Annotated in this window: 24 protein-coding genes; 9 read left to right on the top strand and 15 right to left on the bottom strand. The window is 60.1% G+C overall.

Translation table 11 applies throughout. The annotated features are described in order from the left end of the window. The coding region (locus B5477_RS14985) for a hypothetical protein (protein WP_159448884.1) at positions 1–288 on the top strand (288 nt) is incomplete at its 5' end. Positions 289–361: 73 nt separating this feature from the next. Here B5477_RS14985 and B5477_RS15400 read toward each other — a convergent pair. The 3 genes from B5477_RS15400 to B5477_RS00800 are packed head-to-tail and all read right to left on the bottom strand — an operon-like array spanning position 362 to position 2,329. Further along, the gene (locus B5477_RS15400; protein WP_278335615.1) at positions 362–487 is read right to left on the bottom strand and encodes a hypothetical protein; all 126 of its coding nucleotides are present in this window, start codon (positions 485–487) and stop codon (positions 362–364) included. Between the two features lie 50 nt (positions 488–537). Beyond that, a complete protein-coding gene (locus tag B5477_RS00805) occupies positions 538–1,506 on the bottom strand; it encodes an N-acetylglucosamine kinase (RefSeq protein ID WP_079697948.1) in 969 nt (322 codons plus the stop codon). Between the two features lie 58 nt (positions 1,507–1,564). Beyond that, entirely contained in the window at positions 1,565–2,329 is a 765-nt protein-coding gene (locus B5477_RS00800) for a helix-turn-helix transcriptional regulator (RefSeq protein ID WP_079697947.1), read from the bottom strand. 168 nt (positions 2,330–2,497) lie between these two features. On the opposite strand from B5477_RS00800, the gene B5477_RS00795 reads away from it, so the two are divergent. The 3 genes from B5477_RS00795 to B5477_RS00785 are packed head-to-tail and all read left to right on the top strand — an operon-like array spanning position 2,498 to position 5,897. After that, entirely contained in the window at positions 2,498–3,811 is a 1,314-nt protein-coding gene (locus B5477_RS00795) for a class II D-tagatose-bisphosphate aldolase, non-catalytic subunit (RefSeq protein ID WP_079697946.1), read from the top strand. Then, complete coding sequence (locus B5477_RS00790; RefSeq protein ID WP_079697945.1) at positions 3,804–5,150, top strand: MATE family efflux transporter; 1,347 nt, start codon at positions 3,804–3,806, stop codon at positions 5,148–5,150. Before B5477_RS00795 ends, B5477_RS00790 begins: the two co-directional genes overlap by 8 nt. A gap of 24 nt (positions 5,151–5,174) precedes the next feature. Next, entirely contained in the window at positions 5,175–5,897 is a 723-nt protein-coding gene (locus tag B5477_RS00785; RefSeq protein WP_079697944.1) for a polysaccharide deacetylase family protein, read from the top strand. 76 nt (positions 5,898–5,973) lie between these two features. On the opposite strand, the gene B5477_RS00780 is transcribed toward B5477_RS00785, so the two are convergent. The 3 genes from B5477_RS00780 to B5477_RS00770 form a co-directional block, all read right to left on the bottom strand. After that, positions 5,974–8,322 carry an Ig-like domain-containing protein gene (locus B5477_RS00780; protein WP_079697943.1) on the bottom strand — a complete coding sequence of 783 codons (2,349 nt, stop codon included), beginning with the start codon at positions 8,320–8,322 and terminating at the stop codon, positions 5,974–5,976. Next, positions 8,319–8,630 carry a hypothetical protein gene (locus tag B5477_RS00775; protein WP_079697942.1) on the bottom strand — a complete coding sequence of 104 codons (312 nt, stop codon included), beginning with the start codon at positions 8,628–8,630 and terminating at the stop codon, positions 8,319–8,321. Before B5477_RS00775 ends, B5477_RS00780 begins: the two co-directional genes overlap by 4 nt. A gap of 251 nt (positions 8,631–8,881) precedes the next feature. Then, positions 8,882–9,346, bottom strand: coding sequence for a GNAT family N-acetyltransferase (locus B5477_RS00770; protein ID WP_079697941.1), 465 nt, complete (start codon positions 9,344–9,346; stop codon positions 8,882–8,884). 152 nt (positions 9,347–9,498) lie between these two features. On the opposite strand from B5477_RS00770, the gene uvrB reads away from it, so the two are divergent. Further along, entirely contained in the window at positions 9,499–11,499 is a 2,001-nt protein-coding gene (gene uvrB, locus B5477_RS00765; RefSeq protein ID WP_079697940.1) for an excinuclease ABC subunit UvrB, read from the top strand. 23 nt (positions 11,500–11,522) lie between these two features. Here uvrB and B5477_RS00760 read toward each other — a convergent pair whose 3' ends face one another. Continuing rightward, the gene (locus tag B5477_RS00760; RefSeq protein WP_079697939.1) at positions 11,523–11,909 is read right to left on the bottom strand and encodes a hypothetical protein; all 387 of its coding nucleotides are present in this window, start codon (positions 11,907–11,909) and stop codon (positions 11,523–11,525) included. Between the two features lie 111 nt (positions 11,910–12,020). Between B5477_RS00760 and B5477_RS00755 the strand changes: the two genes are divergently transcribed. The 3 genes from B5477_RS00755 to B5477_RS00745 are packed head-to-tail and all read left to right on the top strand — an operon-like array spanning position 12,021 to position 13,628. After that, a complete protein-coding gene (locus B5477_RS00755) occupies positions 12,021–12,251 on the top strand; it encodes a helix-turn-helix domain-containing protein (RefSeq protein WP_079697938.1) in 231 nt (76 codons plus the stop codon). A gap of 39 nt (positions 12,252–12,290) precedes the next feature. Beyond that, entirely contained in the window at positions 12,291–13,007 is a 717-nt protein-coding gene (locus B5477_RS00750; RefSeq protein ID WP_079697937.1) for a DUF554 domain-containing protein, read from the top strand. Between the two features lie 15 nt (positions 13,008–13,022). Next, entirely contained in the window at positions 13,023–13,628 is a 606-nt protein-coding gene (locus B5477_RS00745; RefSeq protein WP_079697936.1) for an HAD family hydrolase, read from the top strand. A 137-nt stretch (positions 13,629–13,765) separates the two neighbouring features. Here the strand turns inward: B5477_RS00745 and B5477_RS00740 are convergent, their stop codons facing one another. The 8 genes from B5477_RS00740 to B5477_RS00705 form a co-directional block, all read right to left on the bottom strand. Then, positions 13,766–14,596, bottom strand: a complete 831-nt coding sequence (locus tag B5477_RS00740) for a replication initiation protein (protein WP_159448883.1) — start codon at positions 14,594–14,596, stop codon at positions 13,766–13,768. A gap of 120 nt (positions 14,597–14,716) precedes the next feature. Next, positions 14,717–14,944, bottom strand: a complete 228-nt coding sequence (locus B5477_RS00735) for a helix-turn-helix domain-containing protein (RefSeq protein WP_079697934.1) — start codon at positions 14,942–14,944, stop codon at positions 14,717–14,719. Positions 14,945–15,166: 222 nt separating this feature from the next. Continuing rightward, on the bottom strand, positions 15,167–16,390 hold the full coding sequence (locus tag B5477_RS00730) for an EpsG family protein (RefSeq protein ID WP_159448882.1): 1,224 nt from the start codon (positions 16,388–16,390) through the stop codon (positions 15,167–15,169). 980 nt (positions 16,391–17,370) lie between these two features. Continuing rightward, entirely contained in the window at positions 17,371–17,865 is a 495-nt protein-coding gene (locus B5477_RS00725; protein ID WP_079697932.1) for a hypothetical protein, read from the bottom strand. Continuing rightward, positions 17,855–18,613 (bottom strand): ParA family protein, encoded by a 759-nt coding sequence (locus tag B5477_RS00720; protein ID WP_079697931.1) that lies wholly within the window; start codon positions 18,611–18,613, stop codon positions 17,855–17,857. The genes B5477_RS00725 and B5477_RS00720 overlap by 11 nt, the downstream gene beginning before the upstream one ends. Before the next feature lie 662 nt (positions 18,614–19,275). Beyond that, positions 19,276–20,367, bottom strand: coding sequence for an A/G-specific adenine glycosylase (gene mutY, locus B5477_RS00715; protein ID WP_079697930.1), 1,092 nt, complete (start codon positions 20,365–20,367; stop codon positions 19,276–19,278). Positions 20,368–20,383: 16 nt separating this feature from the next. Continuing rightward, on the bottom strand, positions 20,384–21,802 hold the full coding sequence (locus B5477_RS00710; protein WP_079697929.1) for a glycoside hydrolase family 18 protein: 1,419 nt from the start codon (positions 21,800–21,802) through the stop codon (positions 20,384–20,386). Continuing rightward, a complete protein-coding gene (locus tag B5477_RS00705) occupies positions 21,802–22,509 on the bottom strand; it encodes a 5'-methylthioadenosine/adenosylhomocysteine nucleosidase (protein ID WP_079697928.1) in 708 nt (235 codons plus the stop codon). The genes B5477_RS00710 and B5477_RS00705 overlap by 1 nt, the downstream gene beginning before the upstream one ends. Before the next feature lie 233 nt (positions 22,510–22,742). Here B5477_RS00705 and uvrA point away from each other — a divergent pair, with 233 nt between their 5' ends. Beyond that, positions 22,743–25,562, top strand: a complete 2,820-nt coding sequence (uvrA, locus tag B5477_RS00700; protein ID WP_079697927.1) for an excinuclease ABC subunit UvrA — start codon at positions 22,743–22,745, stop codon at positions 25,560–25,562. Positions 25,563–25,592 lie beyond the last annotated feature (30 nt).

Here is a 25,592-nt window from a genome sequence, read left to right as displayed (position 1 = left end):
AGGATCGGGGAGGCCGGCGACGGCGAAACCGTCACGGCCAGGGCCGGGGGCTACACCCGGCTGCCCGACTTCGTGCTGCGCGCGCTGCGGGAAAACGGGGGCGCGAGCCTCGCGGTGGAGTGGGACGGGGGCGAATTCCTGATCACGCCCGGGGACGGGCTGCCAAGCGGCAAGGTGTTCTACCTGCTGTCCGGCCTGCAGGAGCGGTACGGCGATGAAGCCGGGGAAGCCGCCGGGGACGGCGGCAAGGAGAAGCAAAACCCCGGCACCGGCGGGTGCCGAAGATAACCCGTGCGCCAATGCGGGGAAACGCAGGGGAGGGGGAGGCCGTGGCGGCCTCCCCCTCCCGTTTTGTCCTGCTTTAAGATTCTTCGATGAGACCGGCGTACTCCCGGAGCAGCTCGACGCACCGCGCGGGCGGCAGCATGCCGGTATCCAGGCAGAGGCGGCGGCTCGGCAGGCCTGTCGGAATAACAGTCGTAATCATTGGAGCGGCGCTTGCCGGTCTTCTTTTCGCGCCGGCAAATCCCTCCACGGTTATTTCCCTTCCTGCTCCAGCAGCGCCCGGACAGCCGCGTCGAAGCGCTCCGGCGCAAACTGCTCAAAGGCCAGGAGCGCGGCGCCCATAACGGGCGAAAGCAGCGGGGTACATAGCCTGCCGCCCATCTCCCCGACCTCCTGCCGAAAGGGCGCGAGCACCAGCTCGCCGGCCTTAAAGAGCCCGCCCGAATAGGAGACGGCGAATTCATTCCCGAAGCAGAACTGGTCCCGCACGCCGCGCACCGCCAGCGCCAGCTCGTGCGCCGCTTCGCGGTAGAGCGCGACCGCCCCCGGGTCCCCCTCCCGGGCCGCTTTCTCCAATATCACCTGCAGCGAGGCCACCTTCTCCCGGTAGGGCGCGTAGTCCCGCTCGATGATATCCACGAACTCGAAGTCGCTGCCGAGGCCGAACTCCTCGCGCACCAGCCGGTAGAGCGCCGCTCTGGGCGCGCGGCCGTCCGCCTCCTTGGCGAAAAGGCCCATGGTCATCCTGCCCAGCCAGTAGCAGGAGCCCTCGTCCCCGAAAAACTCCCACCAGCCGCCGCTGCGCGCGGTGTTGTGCCCTTCATCCCGCCCGAAGGCGATCGACCCGGTCCCGGCCACGATATTGATCCCCGGCTTGCCCGCCAGCGACCCCATATAGCCCACGTCCACGTCGTTGACCACCAGCGTCCCGGCCCCGGCGAAGAGGGAAGCCACCCCCTCGCGCAGCCGCCTGTCACTCTCGGCCTGCTCGCCGTAAAGCGGGAGCCCCAGCGCGATCCCGCAAAGCGCGCGCTCATCCGCCCCGGCCTCGGCGAAAAGGGCCTTCACATTCTCGCCAAGGTTATGAAACACCGTCTCGAACCCATGCTGCCGGTAGGAGCTGCCGATGGCGCTGCGCTGCGCCCGCACCCGCCCCTCCTCGTCGCAGAGCAGATAGGCCGTCTTGGTGCCGCCGCCGTCCACGCCGATAAAATATTCCATCTTTCCCGCCCCTTTGTTATAACATTATAATTAACATAACATACACCTTCCCGGGGTGTCAACCGTCTGCGGCCATTTTGCCGCGGCAGGCGCGGCGGTATTGCAGCGGGGTCATCCCGCTCTCCCGCTTGAAGGCGGCGCAGAAATGCTGCGCGCTGGAAAAGCCGCAGGCCACCGCGATGTCGATCGCCAGATCCCCGGTATCCCGCAGCAGGCCTTTCGCCTGCCGCAGCCGGGTGAGCAGCAGCACCTGCCCGAAGGTGCGCCCCGTCTGGCGGCGCAGCACCCGGCTCAGGTGGGAGGGGCTGACGTAGAGCTTTTTTGCCAGGCCCTGCAGCGTCAGCTCCTCGGCGTAACCCTCGCCGATGAGGCGCAGCGCCGCCGCCGCGAGCGTCTCGCCGGTGCGCCGCCGCCCGGGTGGGACAGGCAGCGTGCGGCGGCGGCAGCGTTCCAGCAACAGCAGAGCCGCCAATGCCAGGTGCTCGCGCGCCTGCCCGGCGTATTCCCCTTCCCCGAGCGTCTGCAGCGCCCGAAGGCAGCCGCAAAGGCTCTCCCGCTCCCCCTCCCCGGGGCGCAGGCAGAGCCATCCGCTTTCCCTGGCGGCGCGCAGCGGCTCCCCCGCCGGGTCGGGCGGCTCGAAGTTTTCCGGCAGCCGCGCGGCCGGGATCGGCGCCTGCGCCGCGCCGAGCGGGAGCCGCCGCGGCGTGTCCGGTGCGAGCAGCAGCGCGCTGCCCGGCTCGAAGGAGACCCATCCCGCCCCGGACTGGAACCATCCGCCGCTGGCGGGGAGCAGCAGCTCGAAATCCTTCGCCTTCTCTTCCATCCCTTCGCCTCCTCCCGTCTCAATGGGTTCAGTTTAACAGAATATTGGGAGCGTTTCAAGCGAAAAAGGGATATATAATTGATTTATAATCATATATTCTTAATAATTGTTTATGATGTTATTATATAATGACCTTAATAAGATTACATAAGAAAAGGGGTTGAGGGGATGCATCCTCTGCAGCAGATGATCGCGGCGCGCGAAAACGGCAGCCCGCTCGGGATCTGTTCGGTGTGCAGCGCCAATGAATTCGTACTCGCCGCCGGGATGGACCGCGCCAAAAAGTGGGGGGTTCCCCTATTGGTCGAAGCGACCGCCAACCAGGTCAACCAGTTCGGGGGCTACACCGGGATGCACCCGGAGGACTTCGTGCGGTTTGTCCGCGCGCTCGCCGAAAAGGAGGGCTTCCCACAGGAGCGGCTGATCCTGGGCGGGGACCACCTCGGGCCGCTGACCTGGAAGGACGAACCCGCCGAAAGCGCCATGGAAAAGGCGCGGGAGCTCGTGCGCCAATATGTCCTGGCGGGCTATCAGAAGATCCACCTCGACACCAGCATGCGCCTGGGGGACGACGACCCTGACGCGCCGCTTTGCGAAACGCTCTGTGCCGAGCGGGGGGCCGCCCTCGCCGCCGCCTGCGAGAGGGCCTATGACGAGCTGCTGCAGCGCGACAAGAACGCCCCCTGCCCGGTCTACGTCATCGGCAGCGAGGTCCCGGTCCCCGGCGGGGTGAAGGGCGAGGACGAGGGGCTGCGCGTCACCTCCCCCGAGGCGTTCGAGCGCACCTTGCGCCTCTTTTGCGAAGAATTCGGGAAGGCGGGCGCCGCCCGCGCGGCAAAGCAGATCATCGCCGTGGTGGTCCAGCCGGGGGTGGAGTTCGGCTCCCAGGACATCCACGCCTACCGGCCCGCCGAAGCCAGAGAGCTTTGCGCGCGCCTCGCGGCGCACCCGGGCGTGGTCTTCGAGGGGCACTCGACCGACTACCAGACCCCGGAGAGCCTGCAGGAGATGGTACGCGACGGGATCGCCATCTTAAAGGTGGGCCCTGCGCTCACCTTCGCCCTGCGCGAGGGGCTCTTCGCCCTCTCCCAGATCGAGCGGGAGCTGATGGATACCGGGCGCGCCGACTTCCCCGCGGCGCTCGAGCAGGCCATGCTCGAGTGCCCGAAAAACTGGCAGGGCTATTACGGCGGCACGCCAAGCGAGCAGGCGTTCCTGCGTAAATACAGCCTCTCGGACCGCTGCCGCTACTATCTGGGTGAAGAGAAGGTCGCCGCCGCCACCGGGAAGCTGCTCCAAAACCTGCGGGAGCGGGAGATCCCCCTTCCCCTGCTCAGCCAGTACCTCCCCCGCCAGTATGCGGCGGTGCGCGCGGGGACCCTGCCAAACGAGCCGCGCGCCCTGCTGATTGACGCGGTCGGCCGGGTGCTGGACGAATACTACGGCGCTTGCGGGACCTGGCCGCGGTGTCCCTATGTATGATCCCGCCGACCTGATCCAGGAAAGCGTCGGAAAGCTCTTTTCGCGCTATCTCTTCCCGAGCATCTGCGCCACCATCATGATCTCGATCAACTTCTTCGTCGATACGCTTTGTATCGGCCGGGCCATGGGCGAAGGGGGCTTGGCCGCGCTCAACCTCTCGCTGCCGGTGACCAGCCTGCTCTACGCGGTGGGGTCCCTGCTGGGGGTCGGCGGCTCGACGCGCTATTCGGCGGCGATGGGCCGCGGCGAGATCGACGAGGCGCAGAAGATCTACACCCTGTCGACGCTGCTCTGCCTCGCCGTCTCGCTGCTGCTGATGGCGCTGGGGGTGCTTTTCCTCCCCCAGCTCGTCACCTTCATGGGCGGGACGGGCGGGAGCCGGCAGGGGGTGACCGACTACCTGCGCTATGTCGTCTGGTTCATACCGGTCTTCACCGGGGAGATGTTTTACAACATCTTCGTGCGCAACGACCGCTCCCCGCGCTACGCGATGTTTTGCACCCTGTGCGGCAGCTCGACAAACATCCTGCTGGATGTGCTCTTTATCTTCGTCTTCGACTGGGGGATGGCGGGCGCGTCGCTCGCGACCTCGCTGTCCATCTGTATCAGCCTCGGGCTGCTGCTCTGCTATACCCGGCGAAGTGAATGCCTGCTTCGCCTTCAGAAAATTTCGCTGCGGCTGTCCGAAATCTGTCAGATTCTGCGCGTGGGCTTCTCCAATTTCCTGTTGGAGATCACCACCGGGGTGGTCACCTTCGTCTTCAACATGGTGCTGCTGCGCCTGGCCGGGGAAAACGGGGTCGCCGCCTATGGGATCGTAGCCAACCTGACCATCGTGGTGACCGCCACTTTAAACGGCGTCTCGAACGCCATGCAGCCGATCGTCAGCGCCAACGCGGGTGCCGGCCTCGGCGGGCGGGTGATGCGCACCGTGCGCCTGGCAATTTTCTGCGCGCTCGGCTTCGGGCTGCTCTTCGCGCTGGCCGGGGAGGTGTTCAGCGTCCCGCTGGTGCGCACCTTCGTAAGCGCCGAGGGCGGGTTCCTCGCGATGAGCGCCCGGGCGGTGCGGATCATTTTCCTCTCCTACCTGCCCGCCGGGGTCAACATCGTGCTCACCGTCTATCTCCAGTCCATCCAGGCGGCGAAGGAGGCCATTACCCTCTCGCTGCTCAAGGGGGTGGTCCTGCCCAGCGTGATGGTCATGCTGTGCGGGTTCCTGTTCGGCCTGACCGGGGTATGGGTTTCCACCATCCTCAGCGAAGGGGCCATCCTGCTGTGTGCGCTGCTGCTCTGCCGCGGCGCCAGGCAAAAGCTTGCCGCTTATCAACCCGTAGAATAAGCCTTTGAAAGGAAGGGATTATAAATGTCCAGCCTATCCACCGCCGATCTTTTGGGCACGCTGCAAAAGGACCCGCGCGCGCTGGAGATGTTCCGTTATCTCAGCCAGGGCGCCTCGATCCGGGTCATCAACTACCACAACACCGAGCCGCGGGATATCCCCCGCTTTGAGCGGGAGATCGCCTACTATGCCGAGCACTTCCAGCCGGTGACGGTGCGCGACCTCGACGAATTCTTCGCCACCGGCCGCTGGCCGTATGAGCGCCCGGGGCTGATCCCCGCCTTCTTCGAGGGCTTCCGCAACCACTACGACGTCGTCTTCCCCATCCTGGAGAAGTATCATTTCACCGGGTGGTTTTACATCCCCAGCTTCTTTTTGGACGTGCCGGTGCCCGAACAGCTGGAGTTTTCCAAGGCGCACGAGCTGGACGTGATCGACGAGAGCGCCTACCCGGACGGGCGCTTTGCCATGAACTGGGACGAGCTGCGCGAAATCTCCCACAGTCACGAGGTCTGCTGCCACAGCGGGACCCACTTCCAGATTTTCCGGGACACGCCGGACGAGGACATGCACCGGGAGATCGTGCTCGCGAAGCGGCGGCTCCAGGAGCAGCTGGACAAAACCGTGGACGTCTTCTGCTGGCTCTACGGCGAGGAGTACGGCTACAACACCCGCGCGCACAAATATCTTGAGGAGGCCGGCTACCGTTACGTGCTGAGCAACCTGAAGATGGAAAAAATCCGCTAATCCTTTTATGGATATAGAACTCATTTGCGAAGGGGCCCCAAAGCGCTGGTGACGCTTTGGGGCCCCTTCGTGTCCACTAGGGGTTGAGGATGATTGCGGGGCGGACTGAGCAGGAGAGAGAGGCATCATAATTGACAAGCCCACCATTTATTTCAACTGCGCATGCGGGTACCGAACCTCCCGAGTGCCGGGAACGCAGCCACGCATTTAGGCCGCCGTACACAATTTTTACTGATCCATAGTTGCTTGTTGTCACCCCGGTCAGATAGCTGAATTGTTTCGTGTTGGTATAACCGTCTGCCACCCAGCTGGGCAGACTGTTTCCGTAAATCTCATAAGCGCTGGGCAGCCAGGCATAATCCCCCACATACTTATGTTTGGAAAGCTTTCCCCTTTGTGTCGCATTCAAACTATTATAAAAACTATTGCACTGCGATCGTACCGTACTGCTGCTGTAAGTATTGTTGCCACCGAATATACCGGTCGAATAATTGAAATTGGCCAGCAGTACAACCGAGCCGCTGTTTCCTCCATAGCTGTTGCCATTGCTGTCGATCACCCACCAATTGCGTCCTGCCCAGTCGACGGTGGTGCCCAGCTTACAGACGTTGACCGTCAGCGCCTGACTATAGCCGGTGTTCCCGGCGGCCTTGGCGTAGATGGTCGCCGTGCCCTGCTTACCGCCGGCCGTGATGGTGACCGAAGCGCCGCTGGCAGTGGAAGCGCTGCCCACCGTAGCGATCGAGGTATCGCTGCTCAACCAGGTGACGTTTCGGTTGAGCGCCGTCGCCGGACTCACCGTGGCCGAAACTGAGCCTGTCCCGCCGAAGGCCAGATTCATCTGGGAAACGGAAATCGTGATTCCCGTCGGTCCCTGGTCGGTGACGGTGACGGTATAGGGCACGCTGGTCACCCCGTCCGCCGTGGCGGTGAAGGTGGCGGCGCCAGCCGTCGTCGCCGTCACCAGGCCAGAGGCGTCGATGGTGATCCCTTCCGGGCCACCCGTTTTCGCCCAGCTCACCGCTTTGAAGTGCGCATTGTCCGGCTTGACCGTCGCCGCAAGCTGGGTGGTGGGATTGAGGTTGTCGCCGGTGCGCGTAAGGCTGTTGGTACCCGAGACGGTCACCGAGGTCACGGGGATCTTGTCCTTGACCGTGATGGTGCTGCTCCCGCTCTTGCCGCCGACGGACGCGGTGATGGTGGCATTCCCCGGCGCGACGGCGCTCACCAGCCCCGCGGCGTTGACGCTCGCGATCCCGGGATTGTTGCTCGTCCAGGCCGCCGCCGGGGCCGCGCCCGCGCTGACCGTCACCGTCGCGGCCAGCTGCACCGTCTGCGGCGCGCCTTGGGTGTAAATCGTGAAGCTCCCCGGGCTCACCGCCAGCCCGGTCACCTGCACCACCGTCACGGTGCAGGTGGCCTTATAGAACCCGCCCTTGTCCGTCACCGTGATGGTCGCGCTCCCCGGCTGCTTGCCGTTGGCCGAGAGGTGGTAGACGTTGTTGCTTACTTTTGTCATATTGACCTGGTCCGGGCTGCTGTTCTCCCAGACCAGCTCGGTGCCGCCGTTGTCCCCACTGAGGGTCGCGGCCAGCTCAAAGTCGGTCTCGGCCGCTGTGCCCCCGGTGAAAAGGGTCTTGCTGCTGGGGTTGAGGCCGATCCCGCTGATCGGGACCACCGTCACCGCACAGCTGGCTGTGACGGTGTTGGGATTATCGTAGACGGCGGCGGTGATGGTCACGGTTCCCCCCGTGTTTCCCGTGACCATCCCCGTCACCGGGTCTACCGAAGCGATGGCTGGGTCGCTGCTCGACCAGAGTACCTCCGCGGCATAGCTCTGGGAGGTGGGGTTCTTGTCGGCGGCCAGCTGTACCGTCTGGCGCTCCCCACCGGTTTGCAGGTAGACCGTCTTATCCCCCACCGCCTCGCCCCCGGCCTTGATGGTCAGGCTCTGGATGGCCTGGTAGGTGTAGGATGAGGTCTTCGTTTTGGGCAGGTCGAAGCCGGCCCGGCCCGCCTTCGCGACAGGCGTGACCGAGATGGTGAAGCCGGTGTCCCGCTGCGGCGGGTCGCTGAAATACAGCTTGTAGCTGTAGTCCTCCCCCGACACCTCGGGCTCTCCCGAGGCGGACAGCATGTCCGCCTCCCCGCCGCCCTCGGGCAGGGCGGTGACGGCGAAGCCTTCGATCCGGGCCGGGTCGCCGTTTTTCACCGGCACCCGGATGAACTCGGGGCCCGCAGCGGCCCGGGCGCGGAAGAGGGAAATCTCCGGGGTGGGTATCTCCGGGTCGATCTCCGCGATTCCGGGCGGGGTGCTCCCCCCGAGGGTCGCGCCCGGATCAGCAGACGCTGCCGCCGCCCCGGCGACCGGGATGATCCCGGCCGCCAGGGAAACCGCCAGCAGCCAAGCGGGAAGCCGCCTCATTGCGCCACCACATCCCCGGAAGCGGCGCGGATTTCACCGATCGTGAAATCGTCGAGCGGTATTTTCTCGCTCTCACCCACGGTTGCTCCCCCTCGGAGAGTTAGGGGGCCCACGGGGGGATGATTCCCCCCGTGAGGTGGGCCGCCGGCATCAGCCGGCAATTGCATTTCCGCAGAAATGCCGCCCACCTCGATCCCCTCCCCGAGCAGTCCCGCGTAATATTCACGGCGGCCGCTGCCGCCCACCGTGAAACCGGCGAGCGTGCAGAGCGCCAGCGCCGCCCCCATAATGACCATTCCCCTTTTCATGACCTGTCCTCCTGAAAAATAAATTGACCTCTAGCATAGGCTGCTTGCGGTCATCCATTTTGGAGGCTTCGGCAAAAAATGCGGTTTTGACTTGAAATCCGTTCCAGAACAGGATATAATTAGGATAATTCGGGAAGGAACGGGCGGAAGATTCGCCGCTCCTTCTAAAAACAACAAAAAGACGACCGTTAGTAGCCTATACTAACGGTCTTTCTTGTTGCTTGACGGTTTCATATTTTTTCTGACAGGGCCTAAAGCTCCAGCTCCATCGGGGTGTCGTCCGGCTCTACGGCGCGAAAGCCCAGGCGCTCGTAGACCGCCCGCCCCGCCGCGGTGGCCTCCAGCTCGAGATAGTGCAGCTCCATTTTCCGCGCATGGTCCACCAAACGGCCTACCACCCGTCCCGCCAGCCCCATGCGCCGGAAACGCGGCACGGTATAGACGCTGATGATCCGTCCGCACCGCCCGCTGGGCGCATGCAGGTTGGGCGGGCGCTCCTGGGTTTGCAGCAGGGCCATCGCGGCGGCGCGCCCCTCGCATTCGCACAAACAGGCGCAAAGGTCCTCCCCCAAATGCCTCTCAAAATAGTCCGGCAGGCTCTGCCGCAGCGCCGCCGAGTCCTGGGGCCGCAGCGGCCCGTGCAGCTCCTCGAGATAGTCCATGCGCAGCGCGCAAAGCTCCCCGGCATCCGCCGATGTCGCCATCCGTAGTTCCATGCCGTTCCCCTCCTGATTTCATTTTAGAAATAGTATACCATTTTTACGGAAAACTCCCAAGCGGGGGTTTATGCACGGCGGCGGATGATGTATAATAGATATAAAACGTCTATTTTCAAACAACCATCCACTGTCCAACACGAGGTAACTTTATGGACCAGTTTAAGCTGCATGCCCCCTACTCCCCCACCGGCGATCAGCCCGAAGCGATCGAGGCGCTTGCCGCCGGGATCGAGCGCGGCGATAAGGAGCAGTCCCTGCTGGGGGTCACCGGCTCGGGCAAGACCTTCACCATGGCGAACATCATCCAGAAGGTGAACCGCCCCACCCTGGTGCTCGCCCACAACAAGACCCTCGCCGCGCAGCTCTGCTCGGAATTCCGGGAGTTTTTCCCCGAGAACGCGGTGGAGTATTTCGTCAGCTACTACGACTACTACCAGCCCGAGGCGTACATCGCCTCGAGCGACACCTATATCGAGAAGGATTCGGCCATCAACGACGAGATCGAGCGGCTGCGCCACTCGGCCACCTGCGCGCTGTGCGAGCGGCGGGATGTGATCATCGTGGCGAGCGTGAGCTGCATCTACTCCCTCGGCGCGCCGATCGACTACAAAAACATGATCATCTCGCTGCGCACCGGCCACAGCTACGACCGGGACAAGCTGCTGCAGAAGCTGGTGGAAATCCAGTACGAGCGCAACGACATCAACTTCATCCGCAACAAATTCCGGGTGCGCGGCGATGTGGTCGAGGTCTTCCCCGCCTACTACGAGGACACGGCGATCCGCGTCGAGTTCTTCGGCGACGAGGTCGAAAAGATTAGCGAGATCAACCCCCTGACCGGCGAGGTCAAAAACGTGGTGACCCACGCGGCCGTCTATCCCGCCTCCCACTACATCGTGTCGCGCGATAAGATGACGGACGCCATCGCCGAGATCCGCCAAGAGTGCGATGAGCGGGTCCGTTTCTTCCAGCAAAACGGCAAGCTGATCGAAGCGCAGCGGATCGCCGAGCGGACCAACTATGATCTGGAAATGCTCCAGGAAATCGGCTTCTGCAAGGGGATTGAGAACTATTCGCGGGTCCTTTCCCGCCGCGAGCCGGGCAGCATGCCCTACACCCTGCTCGACTACTTCCCCCGCGATTTTGTGCTCTTCGTGGACGAGAGCCACGTCACCCTGCCGCAGGTGCGCGGCATGTTCGGCGGGGACTATGCGAGAAAAAAGAACCTGGTGGACTTCGGTTTTCGGCTCCCCTCGGCGTTCGACAACCGGCCCTTAAATTTCGATGAATTCTGCGGGAAGCTAAATCAAATCGTCTATGTTTCGGCCACCCCGGCCGAGTACGAGCGCAGCCGCTCGACCCAGCTGGTGCGCCAGGTCATCCGCCCGACCGGGCTTCTGGACCCCGAGGTGGAGGTGCGCCCCATCGAGGGGCAGATCGACGACCTGCTTTCCGAAATCAACCTGCGCGTGGAGAAAAAGGAGCGGGTGCTCATCACCACCCTCACCAAGAAGATGGCCGAGAACCTGACCGACTATCTGCACAACATGGGCGTCAAGGTGCGCTACATGCACCACGACGTGGACACCATCGAACGCATGGAGATCATCCGCGATTTGAGACTGGGCGAGTTCGACGCGCTGGTGGGAATCAACCTCCTGCGCGAGGGGCTCGACATCCCCGAGGTATCCCTCGTCGCCATCCTCGACGCGGACAAGGAAGGATTCCTGCGCTCGGAGACCTCCCTGGTGCAGACCATCGGGCGCGCGGCCAGAAACGCCGGCGGCAAGGTCATCATGTATGCCGACGAGGTCACCCGCTCGATGGAGGCGGCCATCACCGAGACGCAGAAGCGCCGCGAGCTCCAGCAGCGCTACAACGAGGAGCACGGGATCGTGCCCAAGACCATCATCAAGGACGTGCGCGAGATCCTGGAGATCAGCAAGAAGGAGGACACCGACCAGAAGTCCATCAAGAAGATGTCCCGCGCCGAGCGTGAGGATACCATCCGCAAGCTGACTTCGCAGATGCGCCAGGCCGCGCAGCTGCTGGAATTCGAGCAGGCGGCCTTCCTGCGCGACAAGATCGAAAAGCTGCGCCAGTCGCTGGAGGACCGGGCGCCAAAGCTCCCCCGCGGCAAGAAGCAGTAGCCTGCTGCGGCAGGGATTGCGGTTTATGAAACGGGAAGGTCTCCCCTCCCCAATCCACGAAAATTGGCTTTGCGAATTGCGGCAAGCAAGGCTTTGCGTTTTTCCTCGCTACGCTGGCTGTCTACAAATTCGGACAGCCATTCTTTTTGCTGGACAAGGGTTTCTTCTGCAGTCGTACTTTTCTCTTTTTGAGATATAAATGCATCGATATCTTCCCCCTTTGCCAGGTTTAAAAAGTAAATACTCAAAATACGGTTCCCGGTCGCTATTGCCAGAAAACACAGGCGAATAAGCCCTTCGACATTTTTTAGCATCATCGCTGCCAGCTCGTCCTCCCCGCACCACTCAAGAAACATCTCCAGTTGGCGTCCTAATTCCATGTTCCATTGTTTTTTTAAGCTCTCTTTCATATAATTTTTCCTTTCTTCAGTTTTGTGACTATCTAGTGACAATAACAGCACTTTTTTTCATTATACTCAATATAAAAGTTTCTATTAAGTCACAAAACTGGAGGAGTTTCCATGCAAATGATTCTGCAGGACCTGCCATTGGGCCGGAATATCCGGACAATCCGGCTTTCAAAAGAAATGACTCAAAAGGAAGTTGCCGAGAAGCTGCAGCTCATGGGAAGCCTGATCTCCCGTACCACCCTGGCCAATATCGAAAGCGGCCGTCGGAACATCAAAGCAAGCGATCTAAAAGCCTTAAAAATACTTTTTGCGGTGGACTATTCAGAATTCTTCAAAGATTGAATCGCAATCAGTAAAAATCAAACGAAGGGAAGCGCGCACATGCTGGGTGAAGTGATCAACGCGCTGGGAATCCTGCTCGGCGGCGCCATCGGGCTGCTGGTGGGCAGAAAAATGAACGAAGGGGTGCAGACGGGGCTCTCGAAGGCCCTGGGCCTCTCGGTGCTGGTGGTGGGGCTAAACGGCGTCATCAGCAACATGTTTACCGTCGAGGGCGGCAAGCCGCAAAGCGCGGGCGAGCTGCTGCTCGTCTGCTCTCTCGCCATCGGCACTCTCGCGGGCGAGGCGCTGCGGCTGGAGGAGAGGATCACCGCCTTCAGCCGCAGGATCGAAGGGCGCTTTCGCATGAGCGGCTTCACCGCCGGGTTCGTCAGCGCCTCCACCCTCTTCTGCGTGGGGGCGATGGGGGTGGTCGGCTCGTTAAGTGCCGGGCTGACCGGAGATATCTCGATTTTGGTGACCAAGTCCCTGATGGACATGGCCTTTTCGGTGGTACTCGCCGGGAGCCTGGGCAGCGGGGTGCTCGCCTCGGCGGTGCCGGTCTTCCTCTACCAGGGGGCCATCTGCCTGCTGGCGGGCCAGCTGCGCAGCGTGTTGGTGGGGGAGCTGTTGCGGGACATCAGCGTGACCGGCTTCGCACTGATCATCTGTATCGGCCTCAACTACGCGGCCGACGCCAAAATCCGGGTGGCCAACATGCTGCCGGCCCTTCTGGTACCGCCGCTGTGGCATGTCATCCGGGGAATCCTCCCATTATAGAAAGGAGCAACCGATTTGATCCGTAACATTGTATTTGACCTGGGCCAGGTGCTGGTTACCTTTTCGCCCGAATATATCGTGCGCCGCTGCGCGCCCGATCTCCCCGAGGAGGATGTGCGCCTCCTGGTGGAGCGGGTGGTGCGCGATCCCGAATGGATTAAACTGGACAGCGGCGAAGCGAGCGAGGAGGAGCTGATCCCGGTGTTCTGCCGGCGGCTCCCCGAGCGCTTACATAACGGGATCGCCGCGCTGCTGCGCGGATGGATCAATTGCCTGCTTCCGATCGGGGAAATGCAAGCGCTGGCCCAAAGCCTCGGCGAGGCGGGCTACCGGCGGTACCTGCTCTCCAACGTGTCCCACCGTTTCTGGGCGATCAAGGAGCAGATTCCCCCGCTCGACGGCTATCTCGTCTCAGCCGACGAGCGGCTGATAAAGCCCGACCCGGCGATCTATCAGCGGCTGTTTGAGCGTTTTTCACTGGATCCCGGGGAGTGCTTCTTCATCGACGACCGGGAGGAGAACATCGATGCGGCCAGGGCCTGCGGAATGGATGGGTTCGTCTTTACGGGCGATGTGGCGGCGCTGAAAGAGGCCCTGCGCCAGGCGGGGGTTGTACTTTAGCAGGCACCATCGGCGCCTTGGACCCTTTAGAATCCCTTTAAAGTCCCGAAGCAAAGCAAAACAGGGTATGTATCAATCATTGATACATACCCTGTTACAATTTTGTTTCAATGTCTGCATGCTCAGTGTCTGCACGTTCAGTGCTTATACAGCGTGTCGATCCGGTGGGCGAGCACCCCCAGCGAGTCGTTCGGCTCAATGGTGAACTTCAGCTCCACGATCTTGCGTCCCCGCGCCACCGTCTCATAAGTCACATAGATGTCGCTGTACTTGTTGATCTCCCCCACCGCCATCTCCAGCACCTTGACCCGGAAATCCTTGAAGTTTATGTAGTTCTGCGCGTCCAGCCGCTCCTTGAGCTCGTCCACCCCGACCGACATCTTCCCCAGGTACGAATAACTCTTCATCAGCTCGTAAAGGCGGATGCTGTACTTCGACTTGAAGGAGAGCACATTGATCAGGTGATAGGAGGTGAACTGCTTCTTGAGCTCCAGCAAAAACGGCCGCATGTCCTCGCAGATGCGCAGGGTAATGGTCCCCTGCTTGCGGTTGTAGCGGCAGGTGGACAGCCAGGAAAGCAGGATCTCCTCATGGTCGTTGATCCGCACAAAGAAGCTCTTATCGCGCAGCTTCTTGGTGACCTCCTTGAGGTAGCTGTAGCTGCTGTCCGGCGTGATGTCGCAGATGTCGCAGAACTCCTTGATCGAAAATTCGTAGGTCTGAAATTCCCGGTCGTCGATCCCGATCTTGGAGATCAGGTATAAGATCACCTTCTGCTCCTGCAGCGTCAGCGAATAGCGCGTCTTCTGGATCAGCACATTCGCCTTGGTGACCTTGTAATTGCGGCTCTCCTCGATGTCCAGCGCCCGCCGGTCCAGATAGCCGCCCTCCTGGCCCCAGGCCTCGAGCAGCTCCCGTTTCACCCGCGGGTCGCTGGTCACCGGACGCCGCTGTTCCTCTTTTACCAAAACCCCCACCCCAATGCGCGAATATATGTTCTCATTTTAAGTATATCCGACATTGGGACTTTTGTCAAGGGTGTGTCCCAATTATTTTTCCCGGTCTCCCTCCCCTTGCGGTTCCCGGTATCAAAGCAGCTCCCCGGCGGTGCAGCCGAGCGCACAACACAGCCTCGCCAGGATGGCCAGATCGACCCACTGGACCTCCCCTTTACAGTATACGTTGAGCTGGCTGCGCTGCATAAGCGCAAGGTGCGCAAGCCGGTTTTTGCTGATCCCGGCCCGGCGCAGCACCTCCTCGATCCTGATTTCGACCTGCCCGTAGTCCTCGTCACGACTGAAATATAATGCCGTCATTACAGTCACTCCAATGTCTCGTTTTCTGTTATTAGTATGGCATATCTGGGTCTGCAGGTGTTTCTGTAAGTACTTTTAAGTACTAGAAAAATTTTATCCTAATCAAACTATTTATCCTCTTTTCCACAATGATACCACACCAGAAGCCCAAACCAGGACTTCGCCACAAAACAATGGCATTTAAAAAGCCCCCACCGTGTTTGGTGGGGGCTTTTCTTTCTGTTAAGGCAGCCGCTCCAAAAATCCGACAAACGAATGGTACGGAAAAACCCCGTGGAAGCCGTTGGTCCCGTCGTACATCCCGAACACCTGGTAACAGAAGGTCGCCACCAGTACTGCGCCGACCACGCACCAGTAATAGACCTGCTGCAGGGCGACCGTCTCCTTCATGGCGCCGAACTGCCGCGAAAGGCTTTTGAGCTTTGGGCTCTTGCCGCCGAGCGAGCGCGCCTGGCGCAGCTCCTCCCGAAGGCTTTGATATTTCTCCATCATCGCATTGTCCGGCGCGAAGGTCTCGCAGGCCATCGGCACCGCCAGCAGCACGAAGATATAGACATATAGCGAGAAGCGCTCCAGCACAAAATGCTTGGTGATAAACAACCAGATCAAGAAGCTGTAGAGCATCATATTGACCATCAGTCCGCCGTCGGGGTACCGTTCGGTAACCTTTTTCTGGGTGCACAGCGCCAGCAGCAGGATCAGCGCCGGGACGATCAGAAAATGGAACCCGAACCCCAGCTCGAGGTATATTTTCCCTTTGTACTGGGTATAGATATAATCGGTGATAAAGTCGATGATATAACCGCTGGTGACGTAGAGCGCCAGCGCCAGCCCCGCGTAGGTGCCCAGCACCCATTTTTTGAGCGGGATATAGCAGACCAGCAGGATGGGCAGCATGATAATGGCACTCTTGTGGAAGGTGCAGGCCAGCAGGATCACTCCGGCATAGCACAGCGCGGCCGGAATCTTGCGCCTGCGCAGCAGCGGGAAGCCAAGCAGCAGGATGGCCACCGCCAGATTCTGGCGCACAAAGTTCATGGTGCCATAGAAGAAGGTCAACGTGACATACAGCCAGGTGGACAACCACACGTTCGGGCTGTAACGGTAAATGAACCAGGCGACCGGCACTAGGCAAAGCAGCGCCATCACAGCATAGAGAAAGACGGTATCCATGCTGATCAAGGAGAGCAGCTTGCACAGTAGCACATAACCCTTTTCCTCGGGCATGGCCCAGAGCTGCGATACGGGAGTCGCCCCGATCCGCTGATAGATTTCGATGTATGTATCGTAGTCGTTGCCGATCCCCTGCCGCAGGGCCGCCAGCAGGAAGAGGGCCCCGAAGGTGACGGCAAGATAGCAAAGTTTCTTTTTAGGCGTCGGCTTATGTATGCACAGCGGCCAGGCCAATGCAAGGATCAACACAAGATTGAGGATGTAAATGAGCAAGATGGTTCCTCCAGTCTATCTTTCTTCCCACAGGGCGCGAAGCACTCCTGTTTATTATACACCCCTTCCCCTTTTACTGGCAAGCCGCCACGGCAAATTTTACCCCCAACCATTCCCCACCTTTGTAAAGGCTCCGCCCTTCCACACAGTTGGCCGGTCAAAGCCTCCTGCTGTGATGCCTCTCCTCTTTACAGTATGTTTTCCACCAGATTTCACCGTCTCTCTGCACAAATACCACTTTGGATTTTACGGCAGATTCGCTAAAATCCGAGTGTTTTTTTTATTTTGTGTGAAAAATAAACCTTGCGCGTACAACAATCCCGTCCCAATAGAACCTCTTCCCCCTTTTTTCTACAACTCCATTTTCTCCTGGTTTTCTGATTTTGGCCCGTGTCTACTCCATCCCAGAGCCAAAACCGCTCCCTTTGGCCTGAAAGCCGCCTAAAAACAGCGCCACCAAAAAAGTCCCAATAGGATCGCCCTCCGCAAACGGCTTGTCCATCGTGGTTTGCTGTAAACGACACCAAGGAAGTCTCAATAAAGTCTGCTCTCCCCTCCCCTTCCGCTGGGCTGCCGGCTATTTCTTACAACACCAGAAAAGTCCCAATGCTTTTTTATCAGGACACCAAAAAGGTCCCAATAAAAAACGGCTTTCCAGGCCGTTTACACCATATCCGTCCCAATATGGATTCTTCCTTATCCCTCGCGGCACCAGAGAAGTCCCAATAAAACTCCCGCCCTTTCCCACCAGAAAAGTCCCATTCCGTTTACCCGGTTATCCCCCAAAAAAGTTTTCAACACCATGCTTGTCCCAATTCAACAACAGAAACCGCCTAGCTAACACCAAAAAAGTCCGCGACAGCACCAGAAAAGTCCGCAAAAGGGCCCGGGAACGGCTTGTAAAAGCCGATCTCGAGCCCTTAAATAATAAAATAATTAAAAAGAGATAGAAAAGAAAGAGGTATCTTTCTTCCGCCCTTTTATAAATCGGTGGAAAGGTTTTGCTCTCCCTCCAGAATCTCATCCAACGCACAGCTGAGCAGAAAATCCACAAATTCCGCTTTCTTCATCCCTGACATCTTGGTTACCAGTGCAATCTTCTCAATGGTCGATTCCCGCAGGTGATAGGCCTGCCGTTTGACGATGTCGGTGTCATAGTAGATAGTCGAGTACTTGCGCCCTCCGATGATGATATTGCGCTCGGTCGAGACCAGCCGCTGCTTGGGGCGGCTGGCGGTTTCCACCGGCCTGGTAGGGCCGATCGCCCCAACGGGGGCGGCTGCTCCGGCAGGCTCAGTGGGCCCGGTCGCACCAGTGGCGCCGACCGGACCGGCAGTTTCCGCCACAGCGGCGGTTTCATCAGACGGGTATTCGGGTTCCTCCCCTGCCACCGGGGTGGAAACGAAGGCGGAGATCGCCCGGCTCATCCGGTCCTTTTGGACCCGGTCCTGCAGGGACGTGCGTTTAGCCGGCATAGTCGATTACCTCCTTTGCAAAGTCGAGATAGGCCTGCGCGCCGGCGAAGGAGTCCCCGGCATAGTCGAAGATGGACTGGCTGCTTAAACAGCTGTCCGAGAAGCGGATCGAGCGCTTGACCATCGTCTTAAAGGTGGGATAGCTCTTCTTGAGCTCCTCGATCACCTCGGCGTGGTGGCTGGTGCGCGGGTCATACATGGTGATCAGCACCCCCATGAATTTGAGCTTGCCGTTGAAGGAGACCACCTGGTTGATGGTCGAGGTGAGGATCTCCAGCCCGCGCAGCGCCAGATAGGTCGGCTCGCTGGGCGAGATGACGTAGTCCGAGGCGATCAGGCTGTTGACGGTGAGCACCCCGAGCGAGGGGGAGTTGTCGATGACGATGTAGTCATAGCCCTCCACAACGGGGGCCAGCTTGTCCGAGAGGATGAATTCCCGGCCGATCTTGCCCACGATTTCGACCTCGGCGGCGGACAGGTCGATTGAAGCGGGAATGATGTCGATCCCTTCGATGGGCGAATTCATCAGCGCATCCTTGGCCTCGCAATGGTTGGTGAGCACATCGTAGATCGATTTTTTGAGCTCCAGCGGCTCGAGCCCGCAATAGATGGTCAGCGAGCTCTGCGGGTCGAGATCAATCATCAGCACCCGCTTTCCCAGCCGTGAGAGCGCGCAGGAGAGATTGAAGGCGGTGGTGGTCTTGGCCACACCTCCCTTGTTGTTTACAATGGAAATAACCTTACCCATAATGAGGACCCTTCCCTTCTGAAATTGGAGCACAAGTTTTGAGGCAATATAATTAACAGAAAGCGAAACATAATATGTTACATTCTAATTTGAAACATAAATTGTGTGTGATTTATTATATATTATTGTATCATAATTCACACAGAATTTGCAATAGTTTTTGATTATAATTATGATATAAAATTAGATCAAAAAATAGAATCAAAATATGTATCTAAATTGATACAAAATAAATATATAATTTGTTACAGATTAAGTTTCAATACTTGTGCTGGGGGTGAGCCTGTCCAGTATCCATTATAACGCATAAGAAGGCCAAAAGCTGTAGAAATGCGAGCGAAGAGGTTGACAAAAGAAGCAAAAGCCATGCGAAGAAAAGAAAAAGAACAGGAAACGAACCGGGAAACAAAAATAGAAACAGATAATTATCATAAATCAGAAACATAATTTGAAACAAAAAAATAATATGAAATGTTACAAAAAATGAATCAAATAAAAAGACACATAATTTGTAACAATAAATTATCAAAATTTATTGTTGATACTGTAACAAAAATTGTTCTAAAAATTAAAACAAATAATGTGTTATATTAGTTGTTTAGAATAATAAGAATAAAAAACACCTCATGCAACACAAAGTGTTGCATGAGGTGTTACAGATATTACAGCAATTTTGGTAGCACCGAGCGATACATTTTAAAGGCTCCAGGCAGGGCATAGACCTCCTCAACCTCCTGTAAGCTGGCCCAGACATAATCCTGCGGCAGCAGGATGGGGGAAGGGAGGGTGACAAGATACCCGGTCATCCGCCACTCGAGATGGGTAAAGATATGCTTTGCCTCGCCCAGGGGGGAAAGCGCGCAGCCAGAGAGCTCGTATTCCTCCAGCGACGCCTGAAGTTGGGAGAGGGTGGGCGCCCCTTCAAAATTCGGCAGTTCCCAAAGCCCGCCCAGCAGCCCGCCGGGAGCGCGGCGGTGGAGCAGCACCCTTCCTTCATGGCACAAGAGCAACACGGTGCGCGCCTCGATTTTGCGTGGAGCCTTTGGGGGCTTATAGGGGAGCTCGCTCCAGAGCCCGAGACGGAAGCCCTCGCAGCTCTCCCGCACCGGACAGCAAAGGCACTGCGGCTCGCCGTTCGGCAGGCAGACCATCGCCCCCAGCTCCATCAGCGCCTGGGTGAAGTCCCGCGCCCGGCCCTCGGGGTAAATGGTCTTGAGCAGCCCTGCCCATTCCCGCTTGAGGGCGGGGGCGGTGACATCCCGCTTATCGGCACAAACTCTCGAGAGGACGCGCAGCACGTTGCCGTCCACGGCGGGAAAGGGCAGGTTAAAGGCGATCGAGAGGACCGCCCCGGCGGTATAGTCGCCGATCCCGGGCAGGGCGCGCAGCTGCCCATACCGGCGCGGGAATTCCCCGCCGTACTGCTCCATAATCATCTGCGCGGCGCGCTGCAGGTTGCGTACCCGGCTGTAGTACCCGAGACCCTCCCAGAGCTTGCTGAGCGCCTCGGGGTCTGCCCCGGCCAGGGAGGCGACATCGGGCAGCGCCGCCAAAAAGCGTTCAAAGTAAGGCAGCACCGCCGAGACCCGTGTTTGCTGGAGCATGATTTCACTCACCCAGACCCGGTAGGGGGTGGGCTCCTCCCGCCAGGGGAGGACCCGTGCGCTGCGCTCGTACCAACGCAGCAGCGGCAGGCAGAAGCGCGAGAGCCATTCCTCACGGGAGCTTTGCGCGTTTAGCGCGTTTTGTTCCATCCGGCATCCCTCCATTCTAGCGAAGACTTTGCAGCAGCGAGAGACGGTCGGGCGCCGGCAGGTCCCCGCCAAGGTGGTATAAAAACACCCCGCCGAAGCCCTCGAGCGCCGCGAAGGCGGCCTTGTCCCGCGCGAGGGCCGGGGAATTATAATAGGCCCCGTCCGCTTCATTTTGGGCATAGCTGAGGGCCGCGTCCCGGTAGAGCGGCCAGCTGGCGCTTCCATCCAGCGGCCGGCCGTAGGTCGGGATGCCAAGACAGAGCTGTGCAGGGGCGAAGCCCGCCCCGCGCGCCTTGGCGGCCGCTTCGTAGGCCGCCAGATAGGTGGAATGCCGCCCGCCGTCGTCGAACTGGTCGTAGGCCATCAAATTGAGCGTCGGCAGCGCCGCCACCGCCTCGGAGCTGAGATATTGGCAGTCCCCGGGATAGAGGGCGGCGCTGAGCAGAAGCCCGCGCTCCTCCAGGGCCTTTGCCGCCTCGGTGATCAGCGCGCTGTAGAAGGCCCACTCCGACTCATCCTTCGGGGTCTCCCAGTCGAAGTCGATCCCGTCAAGGCCGTACTCCTCACAGTGGGCGATCAGCGAGCGGATCAGCGCGCTGCGGCGCTCGGGGGTCGCGACGCTCTCCCCGGCGCTCCCGGCGCGCACCAGCTCTCTTGCGGGATAGAAGGTGCTTAAAATCTTGGGTCCGTCCTCCCCGGCATACTCCTTCAGGGCGGCGAGCAGGGCGGGGTAGTTTTGATCAATCACCTGCACCTCGCCCTGTGCGTCCCAGCAGGTGCCGGTGATGAGCGTCACCTGCCGCAGCAGCGCCAGGCTCTCCCGGTATTCTCCGAGGGCCTGTGGCTTAGTGGAGGCGGGCAGATAGGCCGAGGCGGGCAGGCCCTGTTCCAGCAGCCCGAAGGCGGTTTCATCGAGACATACCCCCTCCTCGAGCGGGGTGACGGTGAGGGTAAACCTGTCCGCCTCAGTGTCGTCAAAACGGCAGATGATCCCGCCGGTCAGGCCCTCTTTGGGCAGGGGGGAGGAAGATTCCGTATTCGCGTCGTAGAGCACCTGGCCCCCGGCCTCCACCTTGATTTGGCAGCGCCCGATCGGGGAGACGCGCAGGAAATTGAGCGCCGTCCCCGGCGCGAAGGTGAAGCTGAAGGTGCTCTCCTGCGGGATTTGCAGGAAGGTGCCGTAGTAGCTGTCAAATAGAGGCTCGAGGTCCACCCTCTGCGGTCCCAGAACAGAGAGCGGGGCGGGGTAGGGCCCCTGCGGGCGCGAAGATTGCAAAGCCTGCGCGGGTTCCTGTATATCCGCTTCGGAAGAAGCGGCAGGGGAGGACGCGGCGGGCGGGGGAGGGGACTCCTCTCCCTTTCCGCAGCCGCTCAGCAGCAGCGCGGCCGAAAGGAACGCCGCGAGCACACGGGATACACGGTACGCGCGGTACATCAGAGCGCGCTCCCGTCGTCCCGCGCGAGGATGCCGAGCACCGTCCGGGCTGAGAGCAAGCCGGCGTGGCTGATCAGATTGTCATAGCTCTCGTTGGCGTTTTCGTCCGCGCAGTCGGACATGGCCCGGATCACGAGGAAGGGGCAGTCGTTCACCAGCGCCGCATGGGCGACGGCGGCGCCCTCCATCTCGCAGCAGAGAGGCCGATACTTTGCGATTAGCTCCCGCTTCATCTGCGAGCTCTCCACAAAGTGGTCCCCGGTGAGCACCCGCCCATGGTGCACCAGCACGGGGGCGCCGTCCGGCTTCTGGAGCACTTCGGCGGCTTTGATGGCGCGCCCGGCCAAAATGGCGTTCGCCTCATAGACGGTGGTGAAGGGGTAATACTTATGATAGATCGGGGCGTCGATGTCGTAGCGGGTGACGTCCTTTGAGATTACCAGGTCTAGCACCTGTACTCCCTCGCCCAGGGCCCCGGCAATCCCGGTGTTGATCACCGCCGTGGCGCCGAACTCGCGGATCACGATATTCGTGCAGATGGCGGCGTTGAGGGTCCCGATCGAGCATTTGCAGAGCACGGCCTGCCGTCCCCCGAGCTCGCCGCGGTAGATGGTGGTGCCGCAGCAGGCCTTGCTTTCATGGACCTCGGTGCGCTCGAGCAGGGGCAGCAGCTCCTCGTCGAGGGCCGCGATGATGCCGTAAATCATCAGGATAGCTCCTTTTTTATCGAATTTAGAAGGATTATAGCATGTTTGCCCGCTTTTTACAAACTTTGCCCTTACCCAAAAAAGGCAGGAAAACCTTCTAAAAGAACTCGAAGTGTTCAAAGAACGCAAGGCGTTCTTAAATTGTCTTGAGCGAACGCTCAAGACAATTGACTTCTAAAAAGATTATGCTATAATCAGAAACGAAAGTATGTTCGCTGTTGGGAGGCATTTTTTTGGCGACTGATAAAATTGTAATAAAGGGCGCGCGGGTACACAATCTGAAAAATATCGACGTGACCATCCCGCGCGATAAGCTGATCGTTTTCACCGGGCTGTCGGGGTCGGGCAAATCCTCGCTGGCGTTCGACACCATCTATGCCGACGGGCAGCGCCGGTATGTCGAAAGCCTCTCCTCCTACGCCCGGATGTTCCTCGGGCAGATGGACAAGCCCGACGTGGACCAGATCGAGGGGCTGTCGCCCGCCATTTCGATCGACCAGAAGACCACCTCGAAAAACCCGCGCTCCACCGTGGGCACGGTTACCGAGATTTACGACTATCTGCGGCTGCTCTATGCGCGGGTGGGCGTGCCGCACTGCCCGGTCTGCGGGCGCCAGATCAAGCAGCAGACGGTGGACCAGATGGTGGACCAGGTGCTTTCGCTGCCCGGGGGGACCAAGATCCAGGTGATGGCCCCGGTGGTGAGGGGTAAGAAGGGCGAGCACACCAAGGAGCTCGACCGCGCCAGGCGCGGCGGCTATGTGCGCGCGCGGATCGACGGGAACATGTACGAATTAAGCGAAGAGATCAAGCTGCAAAAGAATTTCAAGCACAACATCGACATCGTGGTGGACCGGCTGGTGGTCAAGGAGACGATCCGCACCCGGCTGGCCGATTCGATCGAGACCTGCCTTTCGCTGACCGGCTCGCTGGTGCTGGTGGATGTGCAGGATGGGGAGGAGATGCTCTTCTCCCAGTCCTTTGCCTGCCCCGAGCACGGAATCAGCATCGAGGAACTAAACCCCCGCATGTTTTCCTTTAACAACCCCTTCGGCGCCTGCCCCAAGTGCACGGGGCTGGGCACCTTCATGCAGGTGGACCCCGATCTCATTATCCCCAAAAAGGAGCTTTCGATCCGCGAGGGCGCGATCAAGGCCAGCGGCTGGTACTACGCACCCGACTCGATGAGCGCGATGTACTACGAGGGCCTGGCCGAGGCGTACGGCTTTTCGCTGGACGTGCCGGTGCGCGAGCTGCCGAAGAAAGCGCTGGACGTGCTGCTCTACGGCACAGGCGGAAAGAAATTCAAGGTGGTACGCGGCAGCGGGGCGATGACCGGGGAATATATGACCGACTTCGAGGGGATCGTCAACAACCTGGAGAGGCGTTTTCGCGAGACCAACAGCAACTGGATGCGCGAGGAGATCACCTCGGTGATGACCGCGGTGCCCTGCCCCGAATGCGGCGGGCGGCGGCTCAAAAAGGAGTCGCTCTCGGTGCTGATCGGGGAGCGTAACATCACCGAGCTGTGCGATTTGTCGGTGGTGGGGATCCTCGACTTCTTTGAGCACCAACATTTTACCGAGCATGAGATGCGCATTGCCGACCAGATTTTAAAGGAGATCCGTGAGCGGCTGGGCTTCCTGCGCAGCGTCGGGCTTGGGTACCTCACCCTCTCGCGCTCGAGCGCGACCCTCTCGGGCGGCGAGAGCCAGCGTATCCGCCTGGCAACCCAGATCGGTTCTTCCCTGGTGGGGGTGCTCTATATCCTGGACGAGCCCTCGATCGGGCTGCACCAGCGGGACAACGACAAGCTGATCGCCACCCTGAAACGGCTGCGGGACATCGGCAACACCCTGATCGTGGTGGAGCACGACGAGGACACCATGCGCCAGGCGGACTGGATTTTGGACATCGGCCCAGGCGCCGGGGTACATGGGGGAGAGGTGGTCGCCCAAGGGACGGTGGAGGACATCATGGCCTGCAAGGAGTCGCTGACCGGCCAGTACCTCTCGGGCGCGCGCAAGGTCGAGGTGCCGGCCACCCGCCGCACAGGCAGCGGCAACACCCTGGAAATCCTGGGGGCCGAGCAGAACAATCTGCAAAAGATCAATGTGAAGATCCCGCTCGGCACCTTCACGGCGGTGACCGGCGTTTCCGGCTCGGGCAAGAGCACCCTGGTCAACGAAATCTTATACAAACACTTAGCGAAGTATTTGAACGGCGCCAAGGGCAAGGCCGGGAAGTTCCGTGAAATCAAGGGGCTTGAGCACCTGGACAAGATCATCGACATCGACCAGTCGCCTATCGGGCGCACCCCGCGCTCCAACCCCGCGACCTATACCGGGGTCTTTAACGACATCCGCGAGCTGTTCGCCCAAACCGCCGACGCCAAGGCCCGGGGCTACACGGCCTCCCGCTTTTCCTTCAACACCAAGGGCGGGCGGTGCGAGGCCTGCGAGGGCGACGGGATCATCAAGATCGAGATGCACTTCCTGCCCGACATCTTCGTCCCCTGCGAGGTGTGCGGCGGCAGCCGCTACAACCGGGAGACGCTCGAGATCAAATACAAGGGGAAGAACATCTACGACGTGCTGGAGATGACGGTGGAGGAGGCGCTCGAGTTCTTCGGCCCGCTGCCCAAGATCCGGCGCAAGCTGCAAACCATCGTGGACGTGGGGCTCGGATACGTCAAGCTCGGCCAGCCGGCGACCACCCTGTCGGGCGGCGAGGCGCAGCGGGTGAAGCTGGCCACCGAGCTGGCCAAGGTTTCCACCGGGAGGACCATCTATGTGCTGGACGAGCCGACCACCGGGCTGCATACCTACGACGTGCACAAGCTCATCGGGGTGCTCCAGTCGCTGGTGGACGCCGGGAACACGGTGGTGGTGATCGAGCACAATCTGGATGTCATTAAAACCGCCGACCATGTGATCGACCTCGGGCCCGAGGGGGGAGACGAGGGCGGTAGGGTGGTGGCCACCGGCACCCCCGAAAAGGTGGCGGCCTGCAAGCGCTCCTATACCGGGCAGTACCTCAAAAAAATGCTGTAATCCAAAAAGCGCCCCGCAGCTTTATAAGCC

Origin of the sequence: Provencibacterium massiliense (assembly GCF_900169495.1) — a bacterium.
In the GTDB taxonomy this organism is placed as follows: domain Bacteria; phylum Bacillota; class Clostridia; order Oscillospirales; family Ruminococcaceae; genus Harryflintia; species Harryflintia acetispora.
This window is presented reverse-complemented; position numbering and strand designations above follow the sequence as displayed.

Coding starts and splice junctions, on each gene's coding strand:
- B5477_RS00720 (WP_079697931.1), bottom strand. CDS start 18,613: ATGGGTAAGGTTATTTCCATTGTAAACAACAAGGGAGGTGTGGCCAAG.
- mutY (WP_079697930.1), bottom strand. CDS start 20,367: ATGGAACAAAACGCGCTAAACGCGCAAAGCTCCCGTGAGGAATGGCTC.
- B5477_RS00750 (WP_079697937.1), top strand. CDS start 12,291: ATGCTGGGTGAAGTGATCAACGCGCTGGGAATCCTGCTCGGCGGCGCC.
- B5477_RS00760 (WP_079697939.1), bottom strand. CDS start 11,909: ATGAAAGAGAGCTTAAAAAAACAATGGAACATGGAATTAGGACGCCAA.
- B5477_RS00780 (WP_079697943.1), bottom strand. CDS start 8,322: ATGAGGCGGCTTCCCGCTTGGCTGCTGGCGGTTTCCCTGGCGGCCGGG.
- B5477_RS00785 (WP_079697944.1), top strand. CDS start 5,175: ATGTCCAGCCTATCCACCGCCGATCTTTTGGGCACGCTGCAAAAGGAC.
- B5477_RS00770 (WP_079697941.1), bottom strand. CDS start 9,346: ATGGAACTACGGATGGCGACATCGGCGGATGCCGGGGAGCTTTGCGCG.
- B5477_RS15400 (WP_278335615.1), bottom strand. CDS start 487: ATGATTACGACTGTTATTCCGACAGGCCTGCCGAGCCGCCGCCTCTGC.
- B5477_RS00725 (WP_079697932.1), bottom strand. CDS start 17,865: ATGCCGGCTAAACGCACGTCCCTGCAGGACCGGGTCCAAAAGGACCGG.
- B5477_RS00800 (WP_079697947.1), bottom strand. CDS start 2,329: ATGGAAGAGAAGGCGAAGGATTTCGAGCTGCTGCTCCCCGCCAGCGGC.
- B5477_RS00775 (WP_079697942.1), bottom strand. CDS start 8,630: ATGAAAAGGGGAATGGTCATTATGGGGGCGGCGCTGGCGCTCTGCACG.
- B5477_RS00805 (WP_079697948.1), bottom strand. CDS start 1,506: ATGGAATATTTTATCGGCGTGGACGGCGGCGGCACCAAGACGGCCTAT.
- uvrB (WP_079697940.1), top strand. CDS start 9,499: ATGGACCAGTTTAAGCTGCATGCCCCCTACTCCCCCACCGGCGATCAG.
- B5477_RS00790 (WP_079697945.1), top strand. CDS start 3,804: ATGTATGATCCCGCCGACCTGATCCAGGAAAGCGTCGGAAAGCTCTTT.
- B5477_RS00755 (WP_079697938.1), top strand. CDS start 12,021: ATGCAAATGATTCTGCAGGACCTGCCATTGGGCCGGAATATCCGGACA.
- B5477_RS00795 (WP_079697946.1), top strand. CDS start 2,498: ATGCATCCTCTGCAGCAGATGATCGCGGCGCGCGAAAACGGCAGCCCG.
- B5477_RS00735 (WP_079697934.1), bottom strand. CDS start 14,944: ATGACGGCATTATATTTCAGTCGTGACGAGGACTACGGGCAGGTCGAA.
- B5477_RS00705 (WP_079697928.1), bottom strand. CDS start 22,509: ATGATTTACGGCATCATCGCGGCCCTCGACGAGGAGCTGCTGCCCCTG.
- B5477_RS00710 (WP_079697929.1), bottom strand. CDS start 21,802: ATGTACCGCGCGTACCGTGTATCCCGTGTGCTCGCGGCGTTCCTTTCG.